This window comes from Rhizobium sp. CECT 9324, assembly GCF_918741265.1.
Classification (GTDB): Bacteria; Pseudomonadota; Alphaproteobacteria; order Rhizobiales; family Rhizobiaceae; genus Allorhizobium.
In genome coordinates this window covers 1,539,954-1,565,625 of record NZ_CAKKMZ010000001.1, presented here as the reverse complement: position 1 = coordinate 1,565,625, position 25,672 = coordinate 1,539,954, and the positions used below count along the sequence as shown (strand labels likewise).

At 62.3% G+C, this 25,672-nt stretch carries 21 protein-coding genes and 2 tRNA genes; 11 read left to right on the top strand and 12 right to left on the bottom strand.

Annotated elements, in window-relative coordinates; all coding sequences use genetic code 11:
- Window positions 1–92 precede the first annotated feature (92 nt).
- Together LQ231_RS07675 and LQ231_RS07670 are read right to left on the bottom strand one after the other, a co-directional pair.
- Window positions 93–1,142, bottom strand: a complete 1,050-nt coding sequence (locus tag LQ231_RS07675) for a LacI family DNA-binding transcriptional regulator (protein WP_290371347.1) — start codon at window positions 1,140–1,142, stop codon at window positions 93–95.
- A 328-nt stretch (window positions 1,143–1,470) separates the two neighbouring features.
- Window positions 1,471–1,547 (bottom strand) — tRNA-Pro (locus LQ231_RS07670).
- A 438-nt stretch (window positions 1,548–1,985) separates the two neighbouring features.
- Between LQ231_RS07670 and LQ231_RS07665 the strand changes: the two genes are divergently transcribed.
- Entirely contained in the window at window positions 1,986–2,399 is a 414-nt protein-coding gene (locus LQ231_RS07665) for a hypothetical protein (RefSeq protein WP_230170896.1), read from the top strand.
- 481 nt (window positions 2,400–2,880) lie between these two features.
- Here the strand turns inward: LQ231_RS07665 and LQ231_RS07660 are convergent.
- A tRNA-Gln gene (locus LQ231_RS07660) sits at window positions 2,881–2,955 on the bottom strand.
- 169 nt (window positions 2,956–3,124) lie between these two features.
- On the opposite strand from LQ231_RS07660, the gene LQ231_RS07655 reads away from it, so the two are divergent.
- From LQ231_RS07655 to LQ231_RS07645, 3 genes are all read left to right on the top strand, one after another.
- Complete coding sequence (locus LQ231_RS07655; protein WP_230170895.1) at window positions 3,125–3,685, top strand: type 1 glutamine amidotransferase domain-containing protein; 561 nt, start codon at window positions 3,125–3,127, stop codon at window positions 3,683–3,685.
- A gap of 324 nt (window positions 3,686–4,009) precedes the next feature.
- A complete protein-coding gene (locus LQ231_RS07650; protein WP_230170894.1) occupies window positions 4,010–5,110 on the top strand; it encodes a hypothetical protein in 1,101 nt (366 codons plus the stop codon).
- Window positions 5,111–5,187: 77 nt separating this feature from the next.
- On the top strand, window positions 5,188–6,132 hold the full coding sequence (locus LQ231_RS07645; protein WP_230170893.1) for a DUF1499 domain-containing protein: 945 nt from the start codon (window positions 5,188–5,190) through the stop codon (window positions 6,130–6,132).
- A 19-nt stretch (window positions 6,133–6,151) separates the two neighbouring features.
- On the opposite strand, the gene LQ231_RS07640 is transcribed toward LQ231_RS07645, so the two are convergent.
- Window positions 6,152–7,090 carry an MBL fold metallo-hydrolase gene (locus LQ231_RS07640; protein WP_230170892.1) on the bottom strand — a complete coding sequence of 313 codons (939 nt, stop codon included), beginning with the start codon at window positions 7,088–7,090 and terminating at the stop codon, window positions 6,152–6,154.
- Window positions 7,087–7,383 carry a cupin domain-containing protein gene (locus LQ231_RS07635; RefSeq protein ID WP_230170891.1) on the bottom strand — a complete coding sequence of 99 codons (297 nt, stop codon included), beginning with the start codon at window positions 7,381–7,383 and terminating at the stop codon, window positions 7,087–7,089. Before LQ231_RS07635 ends, LQ231_RS07640 begins: the two co-directional genes overlap by 4 nt.
- A gap of 216 nt (window positions 7,384–7,599) precedes the next feature.
- Here LQ231_RS07635 and LQ231_RS07630 point away from each other — a divergent pair, with 216 nt between their 5' ends.
- The 4 genes from LQ231_RS07630 (at window position 7,600) to LQ231_RS07615 (ending at window position 12,708) form a co-directional block, all read left to right on the top strand.
- The gene (locus tag LQ231_RS07630; RefSeq protein ID WP_230170890.1) at window positions 7,600–8,052 is read left to right on the top strand and encodes a MarR family transcriptional regulator; all 453 of its coding nucleotides are present in this window, start codon (window positions 7,600–7,602) and stop codon (window positions 8,050–8,052) included.
- 67 nt (window positions 8,053–8,119) lie between these two features.
- A complete protein-coding gene (locus LQ231_RS07625) occupies window positions 8,120–8,521 on the top strand; it encodes a DUF1398 domain-containing protein (protein WP_230170889.1) in 402 nt (133 codons plus the stop codon).
- A 207-nt stretch (window positions 8,522–8,728) separates the two neighbouring features.
- Complete coding sequence (locus tag LQ231_RS07620) at window positions 8,729–9,862, top strand: ATP-binding protein (protein ID WP_230170888.1); 1,134 nt, start codon at window positions 8,729–8,731, stop codon at window positions 9,860–9,862.
- Entirely contained in the window at window positions 9,859–12,708 is a 2,850-nt protein-coding gene (locus tag LQ231_RS07615) for a tetratricopeptide repeat protein (RefSeq protein WP_230170887.1), read from the top strand. The genes LQ231_RS07620 and LQ231_RS07615 overlap by 4 nt, the downstream gene beginning before the upstream one ends.
- Before the next feature lie 21 nt (window positions 12,709–12,729).
- Here the strand turns inward: LQ231_RS07615 and ppdK are convergent, their stop codons facing one another.
- A complete protein-coding gene (gene ppdK / locus LQ231_RS07610) occupies window positions 12,730–15,396 on the bottom strand; it encodes a pyruvate, phosphate dikinase (RefSeq protein WP_230170886.1) in 2,667 nt (888 codons plus the stop codon).
- 223 nt (window positions 15,397–15,619) lie between these two features.
- On the opposite strand from ppdK, the gene LQ231_RS07605 reads away from it, so the two are divergent.
- The gene (locus tag LQ231_RS07605) at window positions 15,620–16,618 is read left to right on the top strand and encodes a VOC family protein (protein ID WP_230170885.1); all 999 of its coding nucleotides are present in this window, start codon (window positions 15,620–15,622) and stop codon (window positions 16,616–16,618) included.
- Between the two features lie 163 nt (window positions 16,619–16,781).
- Complete coding sequence (locus LQ231_RS07600; protein ID WP_230170884.1) at window positions 16,782–17,948, top strand: MFS transporter; 1,167 nt, start codon at window positions 16,782–16,784, stop codon at window positions 17,946–17,948.
- A gap of 26 nt (window positions 17,949–17,974) precedes the next feature.
- Here the strand turns inward: LQ231_RS07600 and LQ231_RS07595 are convergent, their stop codons facing one another.
- The 6 genes from LQ231_RS07595 to LQ231_RS07570 all read right to left on the bottom strand — a co-directional run bounded on the left by LQ231_RS07595 (window position 17,975) and on the right by LQ231_RS07570 (window position 24,469).
- A complete protein-coding gene (locus LQ231_RS07595; protein WP_230170883.1) occupies window positions 17,975–18,364 on the bottom strand; it encodes an Ivy family c-type lysozyme inhibitor in 390 nt (129 codons plus the stop codon).
- A gap of 38 nt (window positions 18,365–18,402) precedes the next feature.
- Window positions 18,403–18,780 (bottom strand): helix-turn-helix domain-containing protein, encoded by a 378-nt coding sequence (locus LQ231_RS07590; RefSeq protein WP_230170882.1) that lies wholly within the window; start codon window positions 18,778–18,780, stop codon window positions 18,403–18,405.
- 13 nt (window positions 18,781–18,793) lie between these two features.
- Window positions 18,794–19,102, bottom strand: coding sequence for a type II toxin-antitoxin system HigB family toxin (locus LQ231_RS07585; protein WP_230170881.1), 309 nt, complete (start codon window positions 19,100–19,102; stop codon window positions 18,794–18,796).
- An 88-nt stretch (window positions 19,103–19,190) separates the two neighbouring features.
- Window positions 19,191–22,655, bottom strand: coding sequence for a chromosome segregation SMC family protein (locus LQ231_RS07580; protein WP_230170880.1), 3,465 nt, complete (start codon window positions 22,653–22,655; stop codon window positions 19,191–19,193).
- A gap of 459 nt (window positions 22,656–23,114) precedes the next feature.
- Window positions 23,115–23,795, bottom strand: a complete 681-nt coding sequence (locus LQ231_RS07575; RefSeq protein WP_230170879.1) for a DsbA family protein — start codon at window positions 23,793–23,795, stop codon at window positions 23,115–23,117.
- 179 nt (window positions 23,796–23,974) lie between these two features.
- Window positions 23,975–24,469, bottom strand: a complete 495-nt coding sequence (locus LQ231_RS07570; RefSeq protein WP_113140583.1) for a DUF721 domain-containing protein — start codon at window positions 24,467–24,469, stop codon at window positions 23,975–23,977.
- Window positions 24,470–24,562: 93 nt separating this feature from the next.
- On the opposite strand from LQ231_RS07570, the gene mutY reads away from it, so the two are divergent.
- Window positions 24,563–25,669, top strand: a complete 1,107-nt coding sequence (gene mutY, locus LQ231_RS07565; protein ID WP_230170878.1) for an A/G-specific adenine glycosylase — start codon at window positions 24,563–24,565, stop codon at window positions 25,667–25,669.
- Window positions 25,670–25,672 lie beyond the last annotated feature (3 nt).

Genomic DNA, 25,672 nt, shown 5'->3' with positions numbered 1-25,672 from the left:
GCGATTGCCGTTGCGCATGGCATGACCAGGAGGACTGTGGTCGGCGCTCGGCCGCATTCAGGCGAAATCGCCGGGCGAATGCGGTCGCGTGGTCAACCGGCGATCACTGAACGGGCCGTCGACTGGCGCTCGATCAGATTGAAACCGAGATCGACGAGGCTCGGCGGCGGGGCGCCCTCACCCGTGGCTCTGAGCAGCATATCGACGGCGCGGTAGCCGATCTCGTAGCGCGGGATGCGGACCGAGGTGATCGACGGGCAGGCAATGCCGGCATAATCCAGGTCGTTGAAGCCACAGAGACCAAAGGCATCCGGAACAACGATGCCGCGCCGCTGACATTCGAACAGGACGCCGAGCGCCACGTCGTCGTTGTGGCACAGCGCAGCATCGGCATCGGCATGTTCGTTGACAAGGCGTTCGAGCAGATGCGCGCCAAGGGCGACGCTGGTATGTCCATCGACCGAGAGACTGAGTGAGGCATCATAGATGCCGGCCTCTTCCAGCACCGCGCGGTAACCATCCAGGCGGCGGCGCGACCGCAGGTCCCAACGCCCGCCCAGCAGGGCGATGCGCCGATAGCCCTTATGAAGCAGATGCCGGGTGGCGACTTCGGCTGCGGCGCGATGATCGACGCCGATGGCCATTTCGAGCGGGTCACCGCTGACATCCATGATCTCGACGACGGGACAGGGTGCTGCGCGCAGCATCTCGTTCAACTCGTCGTTTTTCGACAGGCCGGCATAGATGATGCCCGCCGGGTTCTGCGTCAGGAAGAGCCGCAGCTGCTGCACTTCATCCTGCTTGTCATAATTGGGATTGGCATACTGGATACGCAGATCGGTGGAGCGGACCCGGTCCTCGATGCCGCGCATGACCGCGATGAAGGCGTAATTGGTCAGCGACGGCGACATGACGCCAATGATGCCGCTGTTCTTGCTGGCCAGAGCGCGGGCGGCAAGATCCGGCACATAACCCATGTCTTCCACGGTCTTGAGGATCATGTCGCGCAAGGTGGGTGACACCTTGTCGGGATCGCGCAAGGCCCGCGACACCGTGATTGCGCTCACGCCCGCCGCCTGAGCGACATCGGACAGGGTCACTTTCTCGCTTCGCTGCCGCCGTCTTCGTTTACCAAAATTCATCGGCTTTCACCCGGCTCGAATTCGCAGCCTCACACCGCATGCGCCGTATCGGGTCACATCCCGACACGCATAGTGCGTATCCAAGAGTGCCCGAACATAACAGCGGTTGCAATTGGTTAGCGCATTATACACGCAAAGCCACATCTTTGCAGTGCATGCGATATGATGCGCCCTCTGCGGACGACAACCCAGTTTCAGGCACATTCGGGAGGGCCGCGTAGCGCGCGCCCTGCACTGCAATCTACATGAAACCGTCGCACGCAACGAATGGTTGACATCAAACGACCATGGTGGATTTTGCGCATCTCGGGCGAGCGACAGGTTCGGCTGGTCGGAGTGGCAAGATTCGAACTTGCGACCCCCACGTCCCGAACGTGGTGCGCTACCAGACTGCGCTACACTCCGTGACCAGCGGCGCCTCTATAGACCAGCGAATTTTGTTGCACAAGTCGGGGGAACCAAAAAACCCGCAGGAAAGATGGAAATTTCACTAACGAGGGCAGCAAACATCTGAAACACAACGCTTTTCCTGGAGGTTTGCTAGACTGGCGTCCGCCGCCTGCCGCGCATGCGGGGTGGAAATGTGCAACCCGGAATGCAAAAGTCGGGCCGCATCGGGATCGTTGTGCCGGGCGGCACGAGTGTTTGCCTTGGGCCGCGTTGCAACCTCGCATCATCATGGCAAAATAGCGTGTTCAGCGGGCCAAGACCGATTTCCCAAGCGGCAATTTGAGGATAAAGCCTACAGCGGGGATCAATGCCTTTTGAGGAGCCAGCAGGGGCTGGGCACCGGGCGTTACCGGAAGACATGGGCTTGAAGACATGGGCTTGAGGGACACAAGAATGAATTTCCGCGGTATGATCAAGGCTTGCGCCACACTCGGCCTTGCGGTCGCATTGGCCGGCTGCACGACGACGGGTATCGCTAAAAATGATGTCGAGACGCGCTGGAACGGCCAGCAGGCCGGCATGTTCTTCGCCAAGTTCGGCCCACCGGTGAGCGATACCGCGGCCGGAAGATCGACGATCTATACTTGGCGCGGCGGTCACAAAACCCGTGTCGTGCCGGCGGTCTACGAACAGGTTGACGGCAAGAAGGGAAAGATCATCAGCAAGGCGCGCACGGAATACCTGCGCTGTGAAGTCCAGCTCACGGTATCGCCCGACTATATCATCCGCAGCGTGCGCACCGTGGTCGACCGTCCCGGCATCAATGGCGGCCAGAGCTATTGCGAGGAATTCCTCGGCGGCGCGTAAGGGCTGCGTCCACACGGGTCGAGAATATGCCTCCGGTCGCTCGCGCGCCGGGGGTATTTTTTTCGATGCATGGCGGAGAAAGGAACCCTTGGTGCCTGCACACCTGCCCGGATCGAGGCTGCCCAAACGGCGGCGGGAGGGCACCGTGGATGACGCCCTCCCCTACGCAGAACAAAAAAACCGAAAACTTCGCAACGCGTGACCTTGTGGAAGCGCATTTTTATAGGCGAAACAGGGTTAACGATTGCCTTATAAAAACGCAATTTATAATTAATTTTCAATTACCTAGCGCGCCATATCTTTACAGTACCTCAACAGTCTGAAATAAAGGACAGCCTATAGGCAGGTTGATGTGATGCCTGCCCGCCTCGCCAAAACACCGGCACATGCGATGCGTGCACGATGGCCGTCGAGCGCCTGATCCCGGCACCTGCGCCTCACGGCGCGAATGCTTTTGCTTCCATATGGACAAAAGAGGAAATGGCTGGGGCGCCAGGATTCGAACCTGGGAATGCCGGTACCAAAAACCGGTGCCTTACCGCTTGGCGACGCCCCAATAGGATCCGGAAGATAGTCCTCCCAAATCGCGGTGGCGCCTGATTAGCAAAGCGCAGGGCCAGCGGCAACACCCCTTGCCCGCATCCGGGCTGTTTTTTACCGGAACGATCCCCTGCCTCCCGGGTTTCTTATAGATCCCAAGCAAAAAGAACCGAAAGGACAGATCCATGCCTTCCATTCAATCCGCCCATATCCTGATCCTCGCCACCGACGGTTATGAGCGCTCGGAATTGCGCAAACCGCTGGAACAGCTCAAGGCCCGGGGGGCCAAGGTTTCGATCGCCTCGCTATCGCCCGCGCCGATCAAGAGCTGGGACGAAAAGAACTGGGGCGACACGGTCGATGTCGATCTGACGGTCGATGCCGTCAAGATCGAGGATTACGATGCGCTGATGATCCCGGGCGGCCAGATCAATCCGGATATCCTGCGCAATGACCAGACGGCAGTCGAACTGGTGCGCGGCTTCGTCAAGTCCGGCCGGACGATCGCCGCCGTCTGCCACGGCCCGTGGCTGCTGGTCGAAGCGGATGCGCTTCGCGGTCGCAACGCAACCTCCTATGCGTCGATCAAGACCGACCTGAAAAATGCCGGGGCCAACTGGCGCGACGAGGCCGTCGTGGTCGATCATGGTATCATCACCTCGCGCCAGCCCGGCGATCTCGATGCCTTTGTCGCCAAGATCATCGAAGAGATCGAAGAAGGGCCACACCAGCGCCGCGCCGCGTGATGCACCGGTCTTCCGGAGATTGATGCGCCCCGTTTTAAGGAAAGGGGCGAGCCGGATAGACCGAGCCAAAGAAGCCGGATGGCCCATCGTAGCCCCTTTTTTTTCGTGGCCCCGCCTTTTCGCGGTCTCGGCTTTTTCGTGGTATCGGCATCGACCTGCGGCCAGTGTCCGCCCCTCGCCTCGCAGGTGTTCTCCTCTGCGGGGCGGCTTCCGTCTTGGTCTTCCGTCTTGGCCTTGCGTCTTGGCCTTCTTTCTTGGCGGTGACAAAATGGGCCGATTGTGAAATAGCCGGAAGATCACGGACCCCGAGCGGCGGAATACAGCATGAGCCAGCGACGTCTTCAGCAGAGGGCAAACCAAAAGAACCGGCAGAAGCGCACGGAGGCGTCGTCCGGCGGAGCACAGTCTGGCGCGGCAAACGCCGGATCCACGGGAGCCAGCAATCTTGGCAAATCCGGTGCGACCGGCCCGTTGACCGCCGCCCATGATCAAGCGGGCACAGATCATACCGAGGACCTGACGGCGCGGGCACATTTTACCCGTATTGCCGCAACCGCAAGCTTCCGCTGGTCGCTGGCGCTGTTTCTCGCTGGCGTGGTGACCGTGGCGCTGGCACTATCGATCCCGCACGAGTTTGCCTTTTTCGAACTGGGTTTCCTGTTCACCCTGTCGATCTACGATCTGGTTCTCGCGATGCTGGGCATTTCGGTTGCCATCGGCATGGCGGTCCATCGCGCCGAGATCTATACGATCGTCGCCTGCTTTCTTGCCGTCATGGCGCCGATGCTGCTGGCATTCGACCCGATCTTCCATTCCATCCTGCAAAGCCCGCTCGGCGGCGAACTGTTCCTGATCGCCCCGATTGCGGTGATGCTGGCCGGTGTCGTGCTCTGGCTGCCAACCAAGATACGACGCATCGGCGCACCGGTTGCTGCCGGCGTGATCGGCTTTTCGCTGTCGCTGTTCATCGGGCTGGACGACTTCGGCATCGGTATCAAGGAGTTCACCCTGACAGCAGTCATCGGGGCCTTGTGGATCCTGCTCGCACCGGGACTGCTGTTGCGCAATTTCCGCGGGCCCTGGCTGACGATCCCGGCGCGCATCGTCGGCTCCTGGCTGGTGGTGATCGGCATCATCGTTCTGGTCTCGCTTTACGTTCCGCTCGGCAATGATGCGCCAGCGCTTGCCGATCCGAGCACGCCCGACAATGGTCAGATGGATGCGCCGGCCTTGCCGCCGCTCGATCCGGCCGTCGAAGAAGGGCTTGAGGATGCACCCGACAGCGGCTTCGAGCTGACGATCCCCGAGGACGGCTCCAATCCGCTGCTCAACGGCACGCGGCTGGATGCGCTGCCCGATCTGCAGCCGGAGCCTGGGGCAGACATCCTGCCTGATCTGGCGCCGGAATCCGGGCCGGCGCCGTGATACGCTTTGCGGTCGACGCCCCCGAAGCGAGCGGCTACACAGGACAGACCAACCGCTTTTGATTCCGGTGTTTCCGCATGATCGTCCGTTATGACCGTCCCGTCTCCCGCTCGGCCTTCCTGGCGCGCCGTCTCGGGCTGTTTGCGCTGGGCATGCTGGTGCTGGTGCTGCTGGCACATCGGTTCGGGCCGCTGAAGACGCCGGATTTCGTGGCGCTGGTGCTGATTGCAGCCATCCCGGCCACGCTTGCGGTGCCTTTGGCGCTGCTCGGTCTTGTCCGCCTGTGGCATATCGGGGCGCTGGGTGGGGTCGCTGCGACCTGGGCGCTGATCTACGCCGCCCTGCCGCTGGCGCTGCCGGGTTACGGCGTCTATCGTTATCTCACCCGGCCCGTACTTTACGACGTATCGAGCGACCTGACGGAACGGCCGGAATGGCTGTCGGTCCCAGATGCGCCGCAGCATTTGCTGCCGCGGCCTTCCCTTCCCTCCGATGCGATGACCGCGCAGAGTTTTGCCTATCCGGGCCTCACCGGCCGGCGCTACGAAGGCGCGCTCGACCGCGTCTATGAAGCGGTGCGCAAGGTGGCCGAAGCCAACCGGCTGGTGGTGACGGCGAGCCGCGGCCAGGAATATGCGATGCCGGATTTCGCCCTGCGGCCAACGACGGAAGAGATCATCAACCCCAATCAACCGGTCCAGTCTGGTCTGCCGGCCGCCGACGAAGCCTTGCCGGAGACAGGGCCCCTGCCCGCATCACGGCCGAGCGACGTGGTGGTCAGCATGCCGCCGGAACCGAGCGAACCGCCGGGCACGGTGCGGCTGCAGCTGACAACGCGCACGCTCATTCTCGGCCTGCCTTTCGATGCGATCATCCGGCTGCGCGAAGAGGCGGAAATGACGCTGGTCGACATGCGTGTCGCCAGCCGCTTCGGGCCGCATGATCTCGGCATCGGCGATCAGATCGCCGAGGATTTCCTGCATGCGCTGGATGCGGAACTGCTGGGTATTGCCGGCAACTGAGGCATTCGATGCCTGATGTTCAGGCGATCCGGTAGGCCCCGAGAAGCCGGGCCGGGCCGTCGGTCGCGACAAGGCCTTTTTCCACCAGTTCCTCCAGATGGGCGAGCACGGAGAGGGCGGCTGCCCCATGCAGCCTTGGATCGGTGCTGGCATAGATCACCTTGACCATGTCCGGGATCAGCCGGTCGCCCAGGCGGATGCGTTCCAGCACGGCGCGCTCGCGCATGCGGCGATGGGTGCGCAGGCCGCGCAGGAAGGCGGGCGGATCGGTGACCGGGCCGCCATGGCCGGGGAAATAGATCCGGTCCCTTCGTTCGAGCAGCATATCCAGCGAGGCCATGTAATCGGCCATGGCACCATCGGGCGGGGCAACGATCGAGGTCGCCCAGGCCATGACATGATCGGCGGAAAAGACGATGCCGCGATCGTCGAGCGCAAAGGCGCAGTGATTGGCGGTGTGGCCGGGTGTGTGCAGGGCAGTCATGCGCCAGCCGTCGCCTTCGAAGGCTTCGCCATGGGCAAGCGCGATATCGGGGCGAAAATCGGCATCGGCGCTTTCGGCAAACGGATTGGCCTCGCCCTCATGCAGCAGCCGCGACGGGCGATGCGGGCCTTCGGCGACGATGATTGCGCCGGTCTCTGCCTTCAGGCGGGCCGCCAGCGGCGAGTGGTCGCGGTGGGTGTGGCTGACGGCGATATGGGTCACCTCCCTGCCCGCAAGGGCGGACTTCAACGCCTGGAAATGCGCCTCGTCGTCCGGGCCCGGATCGATGACGCAGACCGAGCGGTCGCCGACGATATAGGTATTGGTGCCGTGAAAGGTAAACGGGCTCGGATTGTTGACGGTGATGCGCGCAACGCCCTCTGCCAGCGGCACCAGCATTCCATGCGCCGGCTCAAAAGCCGTGACAAATTCGGGCGGCATGTCCGGTGCGGCTTCGTCGCTGTCGCCGCTCATTTGTACTCGATCTCGATGAAACTCATCGGACCGTCGCCGCCATTGATGACATTGTGCTCGACGCCGGCATCGCGGCGATAGGCTTCGCCGGCGCGGCTGGTCACCCGGCGCTCGCCGGCCTCGTCCTCGATGAGGAAATGGCAATCGGTGATCGGCACGACGACATAACCGAGGCCATGCGTGTGGTGACCGGTCGCGGCACCCGGCTCGAAATCCCAGCGGGTGATGCGGGCGACGGCATCGTCGAGCACTGTTGTCGGGATGGCAGGCGGGCGGGCGGAATAGCCGGGCATGAAAGTCTCCAAGGATGGCATCCGGGCGGATCACGATGAGACGCGGTTCCGCCAAGGGTTGGGGTCGAGGTTATCGCGGGCGTGCGGGGGCCGCAATCAGCAATTGAAGCGACACAGCGGTCCGTGAAGGGCGGTGGCCGGCACAGATCGCCAAAACAACTTGACTAGGAAACCAATTCGATATAGTTTCCTAGTCAATCAAAATGGAACCCCGCGATGACGACCGTTTCCGACCTTACCACCCATACCGGCTACTGGATGCGCATGGTGTCGAATGCCGTGTCGCAGGAATTTGCCCGCAAGGTGGCCGGCGAAGGCGTCACGGTTGCGGAATGGGCCTTCATGCGCGCGCTCTACGACCAGGACGACATGGCGCCATCGGCGCTGGCCGAGAAAATGGGCATGACCAAGGGCGCGATCAGTAAGCTGGCCGACCGGCTGACGGAAAAGCGGCTGGTCGGACGCGCCGAAAACGAGCGTGACGGGCGGGCCCACCGCCTGTTCCTGACCGAAGACGGGCGGGCGAAAGTGCCGGTTCTCGCGGCGCTGGCCGATGCCACCGATGCCGACTATTTCGGCGTTCTCACGCCGGAGGAACACACGGTTCTCAGCCAGACATTGAGAACCCTCGCCGAACGGCGCGGGATCAGGACCATCCCGGTCGACTGAACGCCGACTGACCGCCGACTGACAGTCGCCGGCCACAGCCAATCTTTCAAACACAAGGAGAACCGCCATGGACGCGGAACGCATTTCCATTGCCCAGACCTGCCTGAACGCCGCCCATGACGGCAGCCTCAGCTTTCCCGAGATCGTCGGCCGACTGATCGCCGCCGGCTTCGAGGGCTATACCGTCGACTACCGGCGCGACAGCCAGACCTTTTACCTGCCCGATGGCGACAGCACGGTGCTGGCCATGCCCGCGCATGCCGGGACGATCGGCGCGGCGTTCGACGCCAACGAAATCGAACGCCTCGTGCGCTGGGCGCAATCGGGTGGCGCCGACTACAGCTACCAGGCCTTCAGCGCCGAGGCGAAAACGGCGGGTTGTGCGGGGTATATCGTCTCCTTCCTCGGGCGGCGCGTGGTGTATTTCGGGCGCACGGCCGAGACGCATGTGGAGGTGTTTGCGGGGTGAGTGGGGGAGTGAGCGGGGCGCAACCTCGGCCAAATCAGACTGCGAGCCCACCTTATCTGAAGCCATAGGAAGGGCCCAGCCAAAACACCACGGCGATACGCAGCCACAGATATCTGCAGTCGCGTATATTTGACAAACTCCGCATCGGTCTGATATACGCAATCGCAGATATCTTCGGTCGCGAATAGGTGAAACATGGCTCTGGAATTGCACTACGGCAATGCGGTTAGCGGTGCGCAGCGGTTCGCGCGACCCGACCTGGAAGAGCGCTTCATGCGAACGCTCATGAAGAGCAATGGCATCAAGATGTTCGGGCTGAGGCGAATCGGGAAGTCCACGCTTCGGCAATATGCCATCGAGCAGTTCCAGAGTGCGGGCACGCCCTACGCTTTCTTTAATGGTGAGGGACTGAATTCGCTTTCGGACTTTCTCGCCGGCTGGTTGGGCGCCATGCCCAACCGCAAGGACTTTCTCGCGAAGACGCTCGACGTGGTTGGCAAAAGCCCGGCAAAGAACGTCCTCGACGCATTGACCAACGGGACGCCGTTCGAGGAGACCTCGCTCGAAGCCTATTGGCAAATCGTGGCACAAGCGATCGGGCGAGCGAACAAGGAAGGCACGCCTCCGATCCTCATTATTGATGAATTCTCCACTTTCATGCACAACCTGATCAACAAGCATGGAGCAGAGAAGGCAGATCGGCTACTCGCTTCGATGCGTGAATGGCGCGGGGTCGGCGTCCGAATGCTCCTAACCGGCTCCATCGGCATGAAAGCACTGTCACGCCAGCATGGTCTCAACAGCGAACACCTCAACGACCTTCAGCCTTTCCCCGTCCCGGAATTGACAGAAGAAGAGGCACGAGAATTCGTGCGACAGGCGACCGATTCCGCAGGTTGGACGACGGAACACACAAACGAATTCCTGAAGCAGTCGGGCGTCTTCTATCCCTGTTTTCTGGTCAAAGGCCTCCTGGAGGTTGGGAACAAGGCAGAGCCTGCGGACTTTGCCAAAATTTTTTCCGAACGCGTGCGCCCTCATATGCACGCGGATTTTTTCAATCAGTTCGACAGGCGCTTCAAGGCCTATTCCGGGCTGGCGGCCAACCGGCGCGAAGAGCTGCTGCTGCCCGCTATGAAAGCTGTCATGGCGGTCGAATCCTGTCGCGGCGAGAACCTTCCCTGCGCCGCTGCCTTTGACCGGATCGACCTTATGGAAGCGATGGAAATGCTGGTGGAGGACGGCTTCGTGGATTTCACGGAAGACGCCGACTACGAACGACATTGGAAGGCCGGCTCGCGATTGGCCAAGAACTGGTGGAAAAGGTCGGGGCTGGCATGAACACGAATTCGAGACCCGCAGTCGTGCGCACCTTCATGACGCACGACATGACCGATGCCGATATCGTCGCCGTCTCAACCGGGCGCGAAGAGGAATTCGGCAGGATCATGGCCGCCATCAGCCGCTCCCGCTCGGCGACGCCGGGCGCCCTGCAGCACGTCGTGCTTTATGGCTCACGTGGCTTCGGCAAGTCCTTCATGATGCGACGAGTCGAGATCGCGCTCCAGCAGACACCACCGGACAACAAGCCGATAATCTTCCTGTTGCTCCCGGAAGAACAGCACAACCTCCAGAAAAGTCCGCATGCCTTTCTCGACTACATCACGGTCCTTCTCACGAAGACCGAGGGTGACGAGGCCTTTGCAGAGGCCATGTTTCAGTGGCCGAAACCGGGCGAGGCAGCACGGCGTTGGAAGGAGTCTGTCGCTAGGCTGGAAGCAGCTCTCGATGCGGAATTGCCTGATGGCCAAGGGCTCGTTGTTGTTGCGGTTGAGAATTTCGACAGCCTGCTGGCAACCCTCTTCGCGAACGACGAGGATGAGCAGCGCCTTCGCGACTGGTTGTTTCGACAGAAGAACCGAGTGATGCTGCTTGCCACTGCGACCGGCACCGTCGACATGGATTACGACAAGCCGCTGTTCCAGGCATTTGAGCCGGTACGCTTGCAGCCATGGACGACCGATGACTGCATCACCTATTTCAACCGAAAGCGTGAGAGCGAGAACAAGCCACCACTTGACGGCAGGCAGGAAGCCAAGGCCCGAGCGGTCGCAGAGTTCATCGGCGGCACGCCGAGACTGGCCCAGTTGCTTGCCGAGGTAATTGAGACCGAGGATGCTCTGACGGTTGCGGAAACGATGAACGCGCTGGCCGACCGCCTCGCGGAGTATTACCGCCGTCGTATCGAGGATCTCGCTCCGTTGGTCCGAGGACTGCTGGATGCACTAATCCGCGGGGGCGAACCGGCATCGCAAACACAGCTGGCGGAGCGCGTCGGCGCCGCAGGACAGAGCCAGATTGCGCGAGCCATGTCCGATTTGCAGACGGCCGACATCATCCGTGGCCGCCCTGCCCCAGACAGCCGCGAGACGCTCTACGCCGTTACGGATCGCGTGTTTGCCCACTACTACAGGCGCCGGCAGGGCAGTCGGGTGGCGCAGGAAACACCGCTTGCCAGCATTCTCGATTTTCTCCGTAGCTTCTATGACCGAAAAGAGCAGAAGCAGCAGGGTCTACGCCATTTGCTTGAAGGTAGATTGGCCGAGGGCGCGCTCTTCAGCCGGCTTGCGATGGAGGACGGAACAGATGCAAAAGGCAGTTACGTCAAACAATTTGAGTACGGACTATCAGTTTGGCTAGGCGCCGCCACGACAGACTTGGGCCCAACAATAGATTGGTGCAACCAATTGCTTCAGGCGCCAGAGCAAGTTCTCCATAAATGCAAGGCCTACGCGAGCATCGCATCTGTCGATTCCGCCATACTTGCTTGCTTGAGAGCCCAAGCGCTGTATCGCCTCGGACATGAGGAGCAAGCAGAGACCGAACTGCGCAACGCATTGGATGAGGTTCAGGATGACATATCGGCAACCATTATTGTTTTAGACGCCCTTATGCGTTTTCTTTCGATTGTGAAGGACGACCAGACAGCAATGGCCGCGCTAGGCTTCAGCTTCGTTGAGCTAGAACTCGGCGCCCTCCCCGCACTATTGAGGTGCCTAGCACACCGGATGTTTGGCTGGTCACTGGATGAGTATCTTCACCATGAGGACGCGCTAGCCCATTGGGACCGGATGGTAAAAGCTGCGCGCGAAATTGACGATAAGCTCCAAGAGGCGCTTGCACGCACGCATTGGGGCTGGTCACTCGGCGCCCTCGGGCAGCATATCGAAGCGCTTCGGCAACTGGACCAAGGAATCGAGCTGGCAGAAAAATTCGACGAGCAATCTCTACTGGCAGATGCTCGGCGTTTCGCAGGCTGGTCACTTAAAGAGCTTGGCCGCTATGAAGAAGCACTAGCACAGCTTGACCGAGCGATCCAACTGTCGCGTGAGCGGGGTGCAAAGTATGAAGAGGCGGTTGCTAGACAAACAGCTGCTACGTCGCTTAGCCCCCTCGGCCGTCATGATGAGGCGTTAGCTCACCTGCGAGAGGCAATCCGGTTAGGCAACGAAATCGGAAACAGCTTTGAAACCTGCTGGAGCATTTCTTACACGCTAGACGTGGCAGCACATATCGCGGTACCCGGAATTTCGACCATGTTTACCGACTGGATATTTACATTCCAGGAGGCATCCGACGATGCTCTTCCCGATCCCCGAGGCGAGATATCCGAGTTCACCGTTGCAGCGATGAGGGCAGGTGAGTGGGAGGAGTTTGACAGTGTCATGGACCGGCACGGAGAATGGCTGACAACCTATGAACATCTATTCTTCTACCGTGATCAGGGCGAGATAATTGCTGACATTGCAGATAGGGGTGGGCGCGCAAAGGGATGGCATGCCGTTTCGAACCTTTTGACGCGCGTCGCGCGATTGCAGGCACTTGCGCCTGAGAACCACAGAGATCACACTTGGCTTTCAGACCTAATGGTAGGTTTCGCCGAAAAATGTCGTGATCCCGGCCTACTGCGCGATGTTGCGGGCCTGTTAACGCCCGACCTCTCACCGGAAGCAGAGCAATATTCCGCGCTGCTAATAGACCTCTCTAATATGGACGAGGCAGAAGACCCTGAGCGACTGCTCGCCCGCATGGACCCAGACAGGGCTTTGCTAATCCGCCTCTTGCGTGACTTGCCCGACCCTGAACCACCACGTCCTTCGAAGTCTGGTAGACGGATACGTCGCTGATAACACGCCAGGGACGTCAACTCACCCCCGCGCCTTGATCGCCGCCTGGGCCGCCGACAGCCTGGCAATCGGCACACGAAACGGCGAGCACGAGACATAATCCAGCCCGACATCCTCGCAGAAATGGATCGAGGCCGGGTCGCCGCCGTGTTCGCCGCAGATGCCGAGTTTCATGTCCGGCCTCGTCTTGCGGCCGCGTTCGGCGGCGATGCGGATCAGTTCGCCGACGCCGTCGAAATCCAGCGAGATGAAGGGGTCATGCACGATGATGCCCTTGCGCTGGTAGGTCGGGATGAAGGCGGCAGCATCGTCACGCGACATGCCAAAGGTGGTCTGGGTCAGGTCGTTGGTGCCGAAGGAGAAGAATTCTGCGGCTTCCGCGATGATATGGGCGCGGATGGCGGCGCGCGGCAGTTCGATCATCGTGCCGACGAGATAGGAGATCTCGAGCTTGGCCTCGGTCATCACCTCGCGGGCGACGCGGTCGATGACGGCCTTCACATAATCGAGCTCGGAGCGCAGGCCGACCAGCGGCACCATGATCTCAGGCACGACCGGGGCGCCGGTGTCACGGGCAGCCGTGACGGCGGCCTCGAAGATGGCGCGGGCCTGCATTTCGGCGATTTCCGGATAGGAAATGGCAAGCCGGCAGCCGCGATGGCCGAGCATCGGGTTGAACTCGTGCAGGGCATCGATGCGGCGGCGCATGAAACCGGGCTCGATGCCCATGGCATCGGCGACTTCGTCGATTTCCTCGTCGGTCTTGGGCAGGAATTCATGCAGCGGCGGATCGAGCATGCGGATGGTCACCGGCAGGCCGTGCATGATGGTGAAGAGTTCGGTGAAATCCGAACGCTGCATCGGCAGCAGCTTTTCCAATGCTGCCCTTCGCCCGGTCTCGTCTTCGGCGAGGATCATCTCGCGCATGACGTGAATGCGGTCGCCCTCGAAGAACATGTGTTCGGTGCGGCAGAGGCCGATGCCTTCCGCGCCGAAGGAGCGGGCGGCGCGCGCATCGGTCGGCGTGTCGGCATTGGTGCGCACGGTCATGCGCCGGGTGGCGTCGGCCCATAACATCAGCTTGGCAAAATCGCCCGAGAGTTCGGGCTGCAGCATCGGCACCTCGCCCTTCAGCACCTGGCCGGCCGAGCCGTCTATGGTGATGATATCGCCCTTTTTCAGGGTGACGCCCATGCCGATCAGCTGTTCGTTGCGCAGGTCGACGCGCATGGTGCCGGCACCCGAGACGCAAGGGATGCCCATGCCGCGGGCAACGACGGCTGCATGGCTGGTCATGCCGCCGCGTGTCGTCAGGATGCCTTCGGCGGCATGCATGCCATGAATGTCTTCCGGGCTGGTCTCGACGCGCACGAGGATGACCTTGCGGCCTTCGCTGTCGGCCTCGACCGCCTCTTCGGCGGTAAAGACGATCGCGCCGGTCGCGGCGCCCGGCGATGCGGGAAGACCGGAGCCGATGATGTGGCGCTCAACGCGCGGATCGATGGTCGGGTGCAGCAACTGGTCGAGCGACGAGGGCTCGATGCGCAGCACGGCCTCCTCCTTGGTGATCACGCCCTCCTCGACCATGTCGACGGCGATCTTCATCGCCGCCTTGGTGGTGCGCTTGCCCGAACGGGCCTGCAGCATCCACAGCTTGCCGCGCTCGATGGTGAATTCGAGATCCTGCATGTCGCGGTAATGAGCTTCGAGCCGGTCGCCGATGCGGCCGAATTCGGCAAAGGCCTCCGGCATCAGCTTTTCCAGCGACGGCTTGTCGGAGCCACTGTCGATGCGGGCTTCCTCGGTGATCGACTGCGGCGTGCGAATGCCGGCGACCACGTCCTCCCCTTGCGCATTGACGAGGAATTCGCCGTAAAGCTCCTTGGCGCCGGTCGACGGATTGCGGGTGAAGGCGACGCCGGTGGCAGACGTCGAGCCAAGATTGCCGAAGACCATGGCCTGTACGGTGACGGCCGTGCCCCATTCCTGGGGAATGTTGTGCAGCATGCGATAGGTGACGGCGCGCGGGTTCATCCAGCTTGAAAAGACGGCGCCGATCGCGCCCCAGAGCTGGACATGCGGATCCTGCGGAAAGGGCTGATCCAGTTCCTGCTCGATCGTCTCCTTGTAGAGCGAGACGACATGCTGCCATTCGACGGCGGACAGATCGGTATCGAGCTCGTGGCCGAGGCGGCCCTTCTCGTCTTCGAGGATCTCCTCGAAAACCTCGTGATCGAGGCCCATGACGACATCGCCATACATCTGGATGAAACGGCGATAGCTGTCCCAGGCAAACCGGGCATCGCCGGAATGATGGCCGAGCGCCTCGACGGTGTGGTCGTTCAGGCCGAGATTGAGCACCGTATCCATCATGCCGGGCATGGAGGAGCGCGAGCCCGAGCGCACGGAGAGCAGCAGCGGATGGCTGGTATCGCCGAAGCCGCGACCGCTGATCGCCTCGATACCCTTGATGCCGGCCAGCACTTCGGCCTTCAGATCATCGGGCAGGGTCTTGGCATTGCTGTAATAAAAGCCGCAGGCATCGGAGATAATGGTCAGGCCCGGCGGCACAGGCAGGCCGAGGCTTGCCATCTCGGCGAGATTGGCCCCCTTGCCGCCCAAATGGTCGACATCGGCCATACGCCCCTCGGCCGCTCCTCCGCCGAAGGTGTAAACCCACTTCCTCATTGCCCTCTCCACCCAAACAGGCTTGTTTTTCCATCGTTTACAGCAAATGTGACGGAATGAAAACGCCAAGCGCCGATGTTTATGCTGCAATGCATCATAAATGAGGCAGGCTGCGTGATCCGGGTCACGCCAAAGTGAGTTTGCCGAGACGGCCGTGACGGGCAAAACGAGGGCCCGGGGTGTAAGGCGAAAGCAGTGAGACACAGGATTTGCGGGGGCACGTATGCAGACAGACCTGACGAGACGGCGGCTTTTGACCTTGGCGGGCACGGCGACGCTATCCGGCGCCATGGCCGGTGCGCTCAGGGCCGAGGGAATCGAGATCCAGGCGGTGATGCGCTCGGCGCCCAGCGACCTGCCGTTTGCGCTGACGCGCCCGATGCATGTAGGCGCCGTCTGCCTTCGCGCCCGCGACATGGGCGCGCTGAAGGCCTATTACACCGGCATGCTGGGGCTGGAGGTTTTGCGCGAAGACAAGGACGAGGTGACGCTGGGTGCCGGCGGCGCAGCCTTGCTGCATATCCTCAGCCGGCCGGACGCCGCCCCCGAGGCCAGCGGCCAGGCGGGCCTTTATCACACCGCTTTCCTGATGCCGTCGCGCAGCGATCTCGCCCGCTGGCTGGTGCATGTGGCGCGCAGCCAGTTTCCGCTGGTCGGCTTTGCCGATCACAGCGTGTCGGAGGCCGTCTATCTTGCCGACCCGGAAGGCAATGGCGTCGAGGTCTATAGCGACCGGCCGGTGGAGCGCTGGCTGTGGGCCGGCGACCGGGTGTCGATGGGCACCAAGGAACTCGATATCGACGATATCTTCATCAAGACGAAGACTCGCACCGACCGCGACGACTACAAGACGGTTCCGGCCGGTTTGCGGATCGGGCATATCCATCTGAAGGTCGGGGCACTGGAGGCGGCACGCGGTTTCTACAACGCCGGCCTCGGGCTTGACGTGGTGGCGGGTGACGACCAGCGCGGCGCGACCTTCCTGTCGTCCGGCCGCTACCATCACCATGTCGGCGCCAATATCTGGGAGAGCCCGGACGCCGGCCCGCGGCAGGAGGCGATGGCCGGGCTCGACTGGTTTTCACTGGCCACGACCGACGATGCAATCCTTGCCGCCCGCAAGACGGCGCTTGCCGCCAAGGGCTTCGCCGTCACCGACATCCATGGCGGCTTCGAGGCGCTGGATCCCTGGGGCACGCGGGTAAGGCTGGTCAAGGCATAGCGCAGAAGCCCTGTTCCCTCAGGCGCGAAAAGTAGGGCTCGACACCGTGCGCGGGCTCACATTGCCGGCAGATCGAGACTGTCCGGCCGTGATCGCGGCTGGACACCGCTGACGCATGATGTCACTGCCATGACGTCCCATTCAAACACCTTTGAGTCCCATCATGCCGATGCCCCCGCAGTTTCGCATCTATCTCGCCTTTTTCCTGTTTGCCATGTCGACCGGGGCTTTGTTTGCCCGCATGCCGGACCTGCAGGCAAGCCTCGGGCTGAACAAGGCCGAACTTGGAATGACGCTGATCGGCATGGCGATCGGCACGCTGGTGTCCCTGACATTGTCGTCGTCGGTTATCGTCAGGCTCGGCACGAAAATATCGCTGGCCATCTCCCTACTCGGCATCGTCGCACTGCTGTCGCTCATTCCGCTGATGCCGAATGCGCAGGCGGTGTTCTCGACGCTGTTTTGTATCGGGCTTTTGGCCGGGGCACTGGAAATCACGCTGAATGTCGAGATCGGCCGGATCGAGGCGCAGATCGGCTTTGGCATCATGAACCGTGCGCATGGCTGCTGGAGCCTCGGCTTCTTCATCACCGCCATCACCGCATCTGTGATCCGCCAAGCCGGCATGTCCATGCAACTGCATCTGCATCTGGTGCTCGGACTGGTTTTTGTCATCGCGGCGATCGTCATCGCCGGCATGAAAAACGCGCCGGTCATCGCCATGGCAGACGGCGAGACAGCACCGCATTTCGCGCTGCCGACACTTGCGCTCTTGCCACTCTGCCTGATCGGCACATCTGCCTTCCTGATCGAAGGTGCGGGCATCGACTGGTCGGCGATCTACATGGACGATGTCTTTGACGTTTCGCCGCTGGTCGGTGGCTCGGGGCTGACGCTGTTTGCCTTTTTCATGGCGCTGGCACGGCTTTCGGTCGATCCCGTTGTCGACCGCTACGGGCCAAGGCGCGTCGCACTCGTGCTGCTGGCGACGGCGGCCCTTGGCATCACCCTGGTCTGGCTTGCGCCGCATCCGTATGTCGCACTGGCGGGTTTTTCCCTGATGGGCGGCGGCTGCAGCGCGGTCTATCCGATGGCGGTGACGGCCGCGGCACAGCGCACGGACCGTCCGGCCGTCGTCAATGTCGCGGCGCTGGGGCAGATGGCCTTCGTCGTGTTCTTTCTTGCGCCGCCGCTGCTCGGCTTCGTGGCGGAAGCCTGGGGCATGCGCAACGCCTATCTCGTCTGCCTGCCGCTGATCCTCGGCTCGATCTTTGCCAGCCGCGCGCTGGCGACCAAGGCACCGGTCAGGGGCGAAGTGGTGGTGGCTTGACGGTTCCGCGCGTTCTGCGCATTGGTCTAGAGGCCCAAAGCCCGCAACTCACCAATCGAGGGCTCACCGAACAGCTTTTCGCCAAGCTTGCTATCCGAAATCCGCAGAACCGCACGCTTGCCGTCGGCGGAATAGAGCACCCGTACCCGGCTGTCGTCGCAGCGTTTTGCCTCACAGGCCTCGAACAGCTGCATCGGTTTTCCCGCCACATCGACCTTCTTCGAAGCCAGTGCCACGTAACGCGGCTGCCGCACCATGTTGCGCAACCAGAATGGAGTGCCGGGCTTGCCCTTGATCAAGGCCTGAAGGCTTTCGCGATGCGGCTCGGAGGCGGCCAGCACAGCGGGCAGGAAATTGCCCGACAGCGAAGCGTCAGGCGCTTGCGCATTGGCAGATGTGGCCACAAGCATGGCCATAGAGACTGTCAAAAACCATCTGCGGCCGCGTGCTAATCTCACGCCGCCACGTCTCCGATCAGGGCACCAGGGGGAATGTGCCAGGCACGACTGATCTTCTTGATCTGCTCCAGATTGATTTCACGACGACCATTCAGCAGATCGGCAACCCGCGCCTTGGAACCGATGATTTCAATCAGATCGGCACGGGTATAGCTGTTCGCTTCCATCACCGCCTTGATGACGTCAACGGGAGTGGCTCGTGCGATCGGATAATTGCGATCCTCATATTCCTCGATCAGCAAGACCAGAGCATCGAAATGGGCGGCTTCCACCGTGCCTTCGTCTGGCTCGCAGTGGAAATACGGCCGCACCGCCAACAGCGCAGCCTGATATTCCTCCTCGTTTGCCAATGTCCTGATTGACTGAAGATCCATGTCCCTAGGTTCCCTACAGCTTGGCCACGTCGATCGCATCATACTCGGCGTGGGATCCAACAAACAAAATGAATACACGCCTTGTGCGAAAGCCAATGCGCGCAACGATGCGATATTTGTTGCCGCCCACGTCGAAAACGATCTTGCCGCCCGCAATATAGTCCGCCGAATTGAACGTCGCCTTGACGTCGGAAAACCGGGTCCAGTCGGCATCCGACACCGTCGTGTACCAATCCGCCATTGCCGCTCTGGCTGGGGCCTGCCTGCTTTTTGGCAAGGCGTCACAAAATTTCACCAAAGTCGAGCGAGCGATGACGCGCATGCAATCTTGCTAGCATGTTTCCACCTTGGGAACAATCAAAGTTCCCAAAATGGAAACCCGTCGGGATGTCTCACGGAGACGGCATGCCTCACACGAGATCCCGCTCGCGCAACTGTTCCGCCGTCTGCAGATCGACCGAGACCAGTTGGCTGACGCCCTGCTCGGCCATTGTGACGCCGAAGAGGCGGTTCATGCGGGCCATGGTGATCGGGTTGTGGGTGATGATGACGAAGCGGGTCTCGGTGGAGGCGGCCATTTCGTCCATCAGGTTGCAGTAGCGCTCGACATTGTGGTCGTCGAGCGGGGCATCGACTTCGTCGAGTACGCAGATCGGCGCCGGATTGGTGAGGAAGACGGCGAAGATCAGCGCCATCGCCGTCAGCGCCTGCTCGCCGCCCGACAGCAGCGTCATGGTCTGCGGCTTCTTGCCCGGTGGGCGTGCCAAAATTTCGAGGCCGGCTTCCAGCGGGTCGTCGCTTTCGATCAGCTGCAGTTCGGCCGTGCCGCCGTTGAACAGGTGGGTGAACAGGCGCTGGAACTGGGCGTTGACCACGTCAAAAGCGGCGATCAGCCGTTCGCGGCCCTCGCGGTTGAGGCTCTGGATCGCGCCGCGTAGCTTGCGGATCGCGTCGATGATATCGTCGCGCTCCTTGATCAGGGCAGCAAGCTTTTCCGACAGTTCCTTCTGCTCTTCTTCGGCACGCAGGTTGACGGCACCGAGCCGCTCGCGCTCCATTTTCAAGCGGTCGAGATTGCGCTCGACTTCACGCAGGTCGGTGATCTCGGAGGCATCCTTCAGGCCGGTCAGGCGGAAGGCTTCGTGCGGGGCGACGTTCAGCGCCTCGGCAATGCGGGCCTCGGCGTCCTTTCGCCATTCCCTGGCGGAGACGAGGCGTTCTTCGGCGCGGCCGCGCTTTTCGCGGGTTTCGGCGAGTTCCGCCAAGGCGGATGCCGCCTTCTGGTCGGCCTCGCGCTGGCGGGTTTCGGCCTCGACCAGGCGGTCGGCGGCGTCGCGGCGTTCCTTCTCGGCCTTTTCCAGCGCCGACATCAACTGGCGGCGCTTGTCCTCGAATTCGTCGGGCGCCATTTCCAGCGACATGATCTCGTCGCGGGCTTCCGCCTCGCGGTCGCGCAGCGTGGCGATATGATCCTCGGCGCTCCTGGCGCGGGTCTGCCAGCTGGCGCGCTCCTGCTGGATGGCAAGCACGCGGCGGCGGCGCATGTCGTCTTCACGGGCGAGCCCCTCGAAACGGGCGCGGGCTTCGGCTGCCAGACCGCGGTCGCGGGCGACGGTGGTTTCGGCATCCTTGAGGCGGGCATCGAGTTCGGAAAGGTCCGGCGTCTCCTCCATCTCGATGCGGGCGTTTTCTTCCTGCTCCAGCGCTTCCTCGATCTGCGCCTTCAGGCCATTGACGGCTTCGGCGACCACTTCGCGGCGGCGGATCAGGTCACCTGAGGCTCGCTCGGCCTGGGCCAGCGCATCACGCGCTTCGGCCAGTTGGCGGACCGTCAAGCGCTGGCGATCGCGGGCGTCGGCCAGGCGGCTTTCCTCGGCGCGGATGGTGTCGGCGGCTTCTGCCAGCCGGTCCTCGGCCTCGATCATTGCATCGCGGGCTTCATCGGCCTCGCGCTCGATCTCGGCCAGGCGGTTGCGCTGGGCAAGCCTGAGGGCGGCGGCACTCGGCGCTTCCGAGCCGGTGACATGGCCATCCCAGCGATAGACGGCGCCCTCGCGGGTAACGAGCCGCTGGCCGGGCTGAAGCTTCGCCATCAGGGCAAGGGCGTCGGCATCATCGACGATGCCGATCTGGCGCAATGCGCGGTTGAGCGACGACGGTGCGCGCACATGGGCAAGCAAAGGATCGCAGCCGGACGGCAAAGCGGGATCGGATGCTCCGTCGCCATTGCCATGCCAATGGGCGGGGGCTGCCGGATCGAGCGCGCTTTCGAGATCGTCGCCAAGGGCTGCCCCCAGTGCGGTCTCGAAGCCGCGATCGACGGAGAGTTCGTCGGCAACCGGCGGGAAATCGCCGGTGGTCGCCGAGGCCAGCATGCGGGTGATGGTGCGGGCTTCGGTTTCGAGACCGTTGACCCTGGCGCGGGCGGCCTCGAGCGGGCCGCGCAGCATGGCCTCTGTGCGGCGCGCCGCGTTCAGGGCCGCTTCCGCTTCCATGGCGGCTGATTCCGCATCGGACAGCGCCTGCTCGGCCATCTCGACCATTTCGCGCTTTTCGTCCGGATCCGGCAGCGCGGCAATCTTTGCGGCGACATCGTCGAGTTCGCGAGACGCGTCGCCGATCTGGCGCTCGAGGCGGCCGCGGCGATCGGCGAGATCGCGGATCAGACGTTCGAACTGGTTGCGACCGGCAGCGGCCGCGGCGCGCTCGGCGGTGAGTGCTGTAAAGGCACGTTCGCTGTCGTCAAGGGCGGCGGCAGCCGTATCGAAGGCTTCCTTCGCCTCTTCGCCAAACCGGCCGGAATCGGCGAGCATGTCTTCGAGTTCGGCTTCTTCGCTGGTCAGGCGCTCGATGACCTCGGCATTTTCCGAGACAAGGCGTTCCTCGCGGCGGATGTCCTCGTCGAGTTGGGCGAGACGGCGGGTCAGTTCGTCGCGGCGGCGCAGCAGGCGCGAGGCTTCCTCGTCCAGTTGCGAGCGGGCGATCTGCAGGCGCTGGAGGGCGGCTGCACATTTCGCCTCCTCCTCGCGCAGTTCCGGCAGCTTGAGGCTGGATATGGCCTGGGTCTTGGCCGCCTCCATCTGGGCATTGGCCTTTTCGGCGACGATCGACATCGCCTGATTGAGCGCGCTTTCCGCTTCGCCTTCGGCCTGTTTGGCCTGGGCCCAGCGGATATGCAGCAGCATCGCCTCGTGGCTGCGGATTTCGGCCGACAGCATCTTGAAGCGATTGGCCTGGCGGGCCTGGCGCTTCAGGCTTTCGATCTGGGTCTCGAGCTGGGCGGTGATGTCTTCCAGCCGCTCCAGATTGGTTTCGGCAGCGCGCAGGCGAAGCTCGGCCTCGTGGCGGCGCGAATGCAGGCCGGAAATGCCGGCGGCTTCTTCCAGCAGCTGGCGCCGGGCCTGAGGCTTGGCCGAGATCAGTTCGCCGATACGGCCCTGGCCGACCATCGACGGCGAGCGGGCGCCGGTCGAGGCATCGGCAAACAGCAGCTGCACATCCTTGGCGCGGGCTTCCTTGCCATTGATCCGGTAGACCGAGCCCTGGCCGCGCTCGATGCGGCGCGTGATCTGGATCTCGTCGGCATCGTTGAAGGCGGCGGGCGCCGTGCGGTCGGAATTGTCGAGATAGAGGCCGACTTCGGCGGTGTTGCGCGCCGGGCGGTTGCCGGAGCCGGAGAAGATGACGTCGTCCATGCCGGACGCACGCATGTTCTTGTAGGAATTCTCGCCCATGACCCAGCGCAAGGCCTCGACGAGATTCGACTTGCCGCAGCCGTTCGGGCCGACGACGCCGGTCAGGCCGCGCTCGATGACGAATTCGGAGGGTTCGACGAAGGACTTGAAGCCGAGCAGGCGCAGGCGATTGAACTTCATCGCGCCGCCCTCCCCTTCTCTCCGCTTGCGGGGAGAAGGTGGCCCGCTGGGCCGGATGAGGGGCAAAGTTTGCGCAAGCTCGCCCCCCTCTGCCCTGCCGGGCATCTCCCCCACGCGGGGGGAGATCGGAGGGAGGATGGCTTGCCGGACCTCAAAAGATGTCTTGCGGATGTAAATTCAGAAACACAGGCCGAAAAAGCGGAGGTCGGCGTTAGGCCGATCTCCCCCCTTGTGGGGGAGATGTCCGGCAGGACAGAGGGGGGTGACCCACAGTGCCCAACGCCCCTCATCCGCCTGCCGGCACCTTCTCCCCGCACGCGGGGAGAAGGACGACCAGCGCGAACTTTGTCATTCCCTCGCCCCGCTTGCGGGGAGAGGGTCAGGGTGAGGGGCAAATTCGAAAGATCAGAAGCGGGCGCGCAGCTTCTGCCGCCGCCCGTCATGATGACGAAACGTGGGTCAGAGCAGGCTGTCGATGAGGGCCGACATGGAGTCAACCGACATGTCCCCCGAATAGGCCTTGCCATTGATCAGGAAGGTCGGAGTGGACTGGACCCCGAATTCCTCAGCGCCGCGATCGCGGACTGCCGACACATCACCGGCAAGCTTCGCGTTCGTCAAGCAGGCATCGAAGGTCTCCTGTGTAAAACCACCGAGTTTCGACAATTGCAGCATGGCCGAGCGCACATCGTTGTCAGCCGGGGCGGCCCAGGTGCGCTGCTGCTTGAGGAACATCGAGACAAACGGGAAGTAGCGGTCTTCGGTGGTGCAGCGGGCCAGCATGAAGGCGGCGAGCGATGCGGTGTCCTGCGGGAAGGGGAATTCGCGCAGAACGAAGTAGACCTTGCCGGTGTCGACATACTTGGTCTTGATCGTGTCGAAGGTGGTTTCGTGGAAATGTGCACAATGCGGGCAGGTCATCGACATGTATTCGATGATCTTGACCGGCGCGTTCGGTTCTCCCAGCGCCATTTCCTTCAGCGCACCCGGCTTGAGCGCGGCATCCATGTCGACATCACGGTCGGCCGTCGGCATGTCGACTGCAAAAGCCGTCGGGGCGGCGAAAGTCATGCCTGCAGCAGCCACGGCAATACCGCCCAGAAGACGACGCTTGGTGATCGAAAGTTCAGAAATCGACATGTCTCTTACCCGTTAGGAATGAATTGAACGTGGCCAACCGATATAACGCGAAAGGGTGGCAAACAAGGCACCAGACAAGCGGAAATATCAAAGTTCCGTGACATTTAGGCGCCGCGGCGATTAAACTTTGTCCATGTTCGTTCGAACGCGGATCGATGGCAGGCGCTGAATTGCGGGGCTCATTTGCGTTTGGCGGAAAACACGCCGGTGCCAAGCCGCTCGATGGCGCGGCGCAGGTTTTCGTTTTCGATCCCTTCCATCATGCCCTCGAGCCGGCGGGCCTTTTCGCCTTCGAGCTTGCGCGGGCGGCTGGGCCTCAGGCTGGCATTGGAAACCGGCTTCTGGACGATGCGGATCTGGCCGATGGCCGGATAGCCGAAGAAGCCGTTGATCCGGGCGATCAGTTCGCCTTGGGCATGGGACAGAAACAGCGCGCGCGCGCCTTCGCAGGCAATGGTCAGCACGCCGGGGCGATGACCGCCCTCTTCCGGCAGATCGCCGCGGCGCGGCCAGGCGATCTTTTCCGGCCGGGTACAGTCGGCAAAGCTGTCGCCGGCGATTTCATCCCAGGAGCCGAGCAAAGCCGTATTGATGCCGGCGCGGCGGGCGAGCACCGGGTCGATGATGCCATTGGCGATCTCAGCGATCTGGGTAACACCCTTGCGTGGTGCCATGGAGAATGGGAATCCCTTCGCTTACCCCCTTCAACAGACTTGAACATGGGGGCGATTTGAACAGATATACGTCATTGACCCCCATTCCGGCAAATGAAGCGCGTGACACTGCCCAAATTTCCAAAAATACAAGCAACCGCCGAGACCTTGCTCGGTTGGTATGACCGCCATCACCGCGAATTGCCGTGGCGCATTTCGCCAGCGATGGCCAAGCGGGGCGTCTTGCCCAATCCGTATCACATCTGGATGTCGGAGGTGATGCTGCAGCAGACGACGGTGGCGGCCGTGAAAGCCTATTTCGCCAAGTTCATTGAAAAATGGCCGACGGTCGAGGATCTGGCCCATGCCCCGACTGAGGATGTGATGACCGCCTGGGCCGGCCTTGGCTACTATGCCCGGGCACGCAACCTGAAGAAATGCGCAGAGGCCGTTGCCGTTGACCATGGCGGCACCTTTCCCGACACCGAAATGGACCTCAGGGCACTGCCGGGCATCGGCGACTATACGTCGGCGGCGGTTGCGGCGATCGCCTTCAACCGGCAGGCGGCAGTGATGGACGGCAATGTCGAGCGGGTGATCTCGCGGCTGTTTGCCATCGACGCCCCCCTGCCCGGCTCCAAGCCGCAGATGAAGGCGCGGGTCGCCCAGATGACGCCAGCCGACCGGCCGGGCGATTTTGCCCAGGCAATGATGGATCTTGGCGCGACGATCTGCACGCCGAAGCGCCCGGCCTGCGCGCTCTGTCCGTTCAACGACGCCTGTCTGGCGCTTTTCACCGACGAGCCGGAACGGTTTCCGGTCAAGGCGGCGAAGAAGGAAAAACCGGTGCGACTGGGGGCTGCCTTCATTGCGGTCGATCATGATGGAAGGCTGCTCTTGCGCAAGCGTATCGACAGCGGCCTGCTCGGCGGCATGACCGAGGTGCCGACCACGGCATGGACCTCGCGCATCGACGGCCTGACCGGAACGGAGGCTGCGCCCTTCCCGGCCGACTGGCAGGCGGCGGGCAGCATCGCGCATGTGTTTACCCATTTCGAGCTCCGCCTTTCGATCTTCCGGGTCGGGCCGATCGTGGTACCACCTGGCGATCACGGATTCTGGGTACCCGTCACCGAACTTGATGGGCAAGCGCTGCCCACTGTCATGAAAAAAGCAATTGCGGCGGCTATTCCAACCGCCTTTGCAAACACCAAGGGATAAAAC

Excerpts from the sequence above, each read along its gene's own strand:
- LQ231_RS07675 (WP_290371347.1), bottom strand. The coding sequence starts at position 1,142 with ATGAATTTTGGTAAACGAAGACGGCGGCAGCGAAGCGAGAAAGTGACC.
- LQ231_RS07665 (WP_230170896.1), top strand. The coding sequence starts at position 1,986 with ATGAATTTCCGCGGTATGATCAAGGCTTGCGCCACACTCGGCCTTGCG.
- LQ231_RS07650 (WP_230170894.1), top strand. The coding sequence starts at position 4,010 with ATGAGCCAGCGACGTCTTCAGCAGAGGGCAAACCAAAAGAACCGGCAG.
- LQ231_RS07590 (WP_230170882.1), bottom strand. The coding sequence starts at position 18,780 with ATGGATCTTCAGTCAATCAGGACATTGGCAAACGAGGAGGAATATCAG.
- LQ231_RS07570 (WP_113140583.1), bottom strand. The coding sequence starts at position 24,469 with ATGGCACCACGCAAGGGTGTTACCCAGATCGCTGAGATCGCCAATGGC.
- LQ231_RS07630 (WP_230170890.1), top strand. The coding sequence starts at position 7,600 with ATGACGACCGTTTCCGACCTTACCACCCATACCGGCTACTGGATGCGC.
- LQ231_RS07625 (WP_230170889.1), top strand. The coding sequence starts at position 8,120 with ATGGACGCGGAACGCATTTCCATTGCCCAGACCTGCCTGAACGCCGCC.
- LQ231_RS07585 (WP_230170881.1), bottom strand. The coding sequence starts at position 19,102 with ATGCGCGTCATCGCTCGCTCGACTTTGGTGAAATTTTGTGACGCCTTG.
- LQ231_RS07655 (WP_230170895.1), top strand. The coding sequence starts at position 3,125 with ATGCCTTCCATTCAATCCGCCCATATCCTGATCCTCGCCACCGACGGT.
- ppdK (WP_230170886.1), bottom strand. The coding sequence starts at position 15,396 with ATGAGGAAGTGGGTTTACACCTTCGGCGGAGGAGCGGCCGAGGGGCGT.
- LQ231_RS07615 (WP_230170887.1), top strand. The coding sequence starts at position 9,859 with ATGAACACGAATTCGAGACCCGCAGTCGTGCGCACCTTCATGACGCAC.
- mutY (WP_230170878.1), top strand. The coding sequence starts at position 24,563 with ATGAAGCGCGTGACACTGCCCAAATTTCCAAAAATACAAGCAACCGCC.
- LQ231_RS07635 (WP_230170891.1), bottom strand. The coding sequence starts at position 7,383 with ATGCCCGGCTATTCCGCCCGCCCGCCTGCCATCCCGACAACAGTGCTC.
- LQ231_RS07575 (WP_230170879.1), bottom strand. The coding sequence starts at position 23,795 with ATGTCGATTTCTGAACTTTCGATCACCAAGCGTCGTCTTCTGGGCGGT.
- LQ231_RS07580 (WP_230170880.1), bottom strand. The coding sequence starts at position 22,655 with ATGAAGTTCAATCGCCTGCGCCTGCTCGGCTTCAAGTCCTTCGTCGAA.
- LQ231_RS07600 (WP_230170884.1), top strand. The coding sequence starts at position 16,782 with ATGCCGATGCCCCCGCAGTTTCGCATCTATCTCGCCTTTTTCCTGTTT.
- LQ231_RS07640 (WP_230170892.1), bottom strand. The coding sequence starts at position 7,090 with ATGAGCGGCGACAGCGACGAAGCCGCACCGGACATGCCGCCCGAATTT.
- LQ231_RS07605 (WP_230170885.1), top strand. The coding sequence starts at position 15,620 with ATGCAGACAGACCTGACGAGACGGCGGCTTTTGACCTTGGCGGGCACG.
- LQ231_RS07645 (WP_230170893.1), top strand. The coding sequence starts at position 5,188 with ATGATCGTCCGTTATGACCGTCCCGTCTCCCGCTCGGCCTTCCTGGCG.
- LQ231_RS07595 (WP_230170883.1), bottom strand. The coding sequence starts at position 18,364 with ATGGCCATGCTTGTGGCCACATCTGCCAATGCGCAAGCGCCTGACGCT.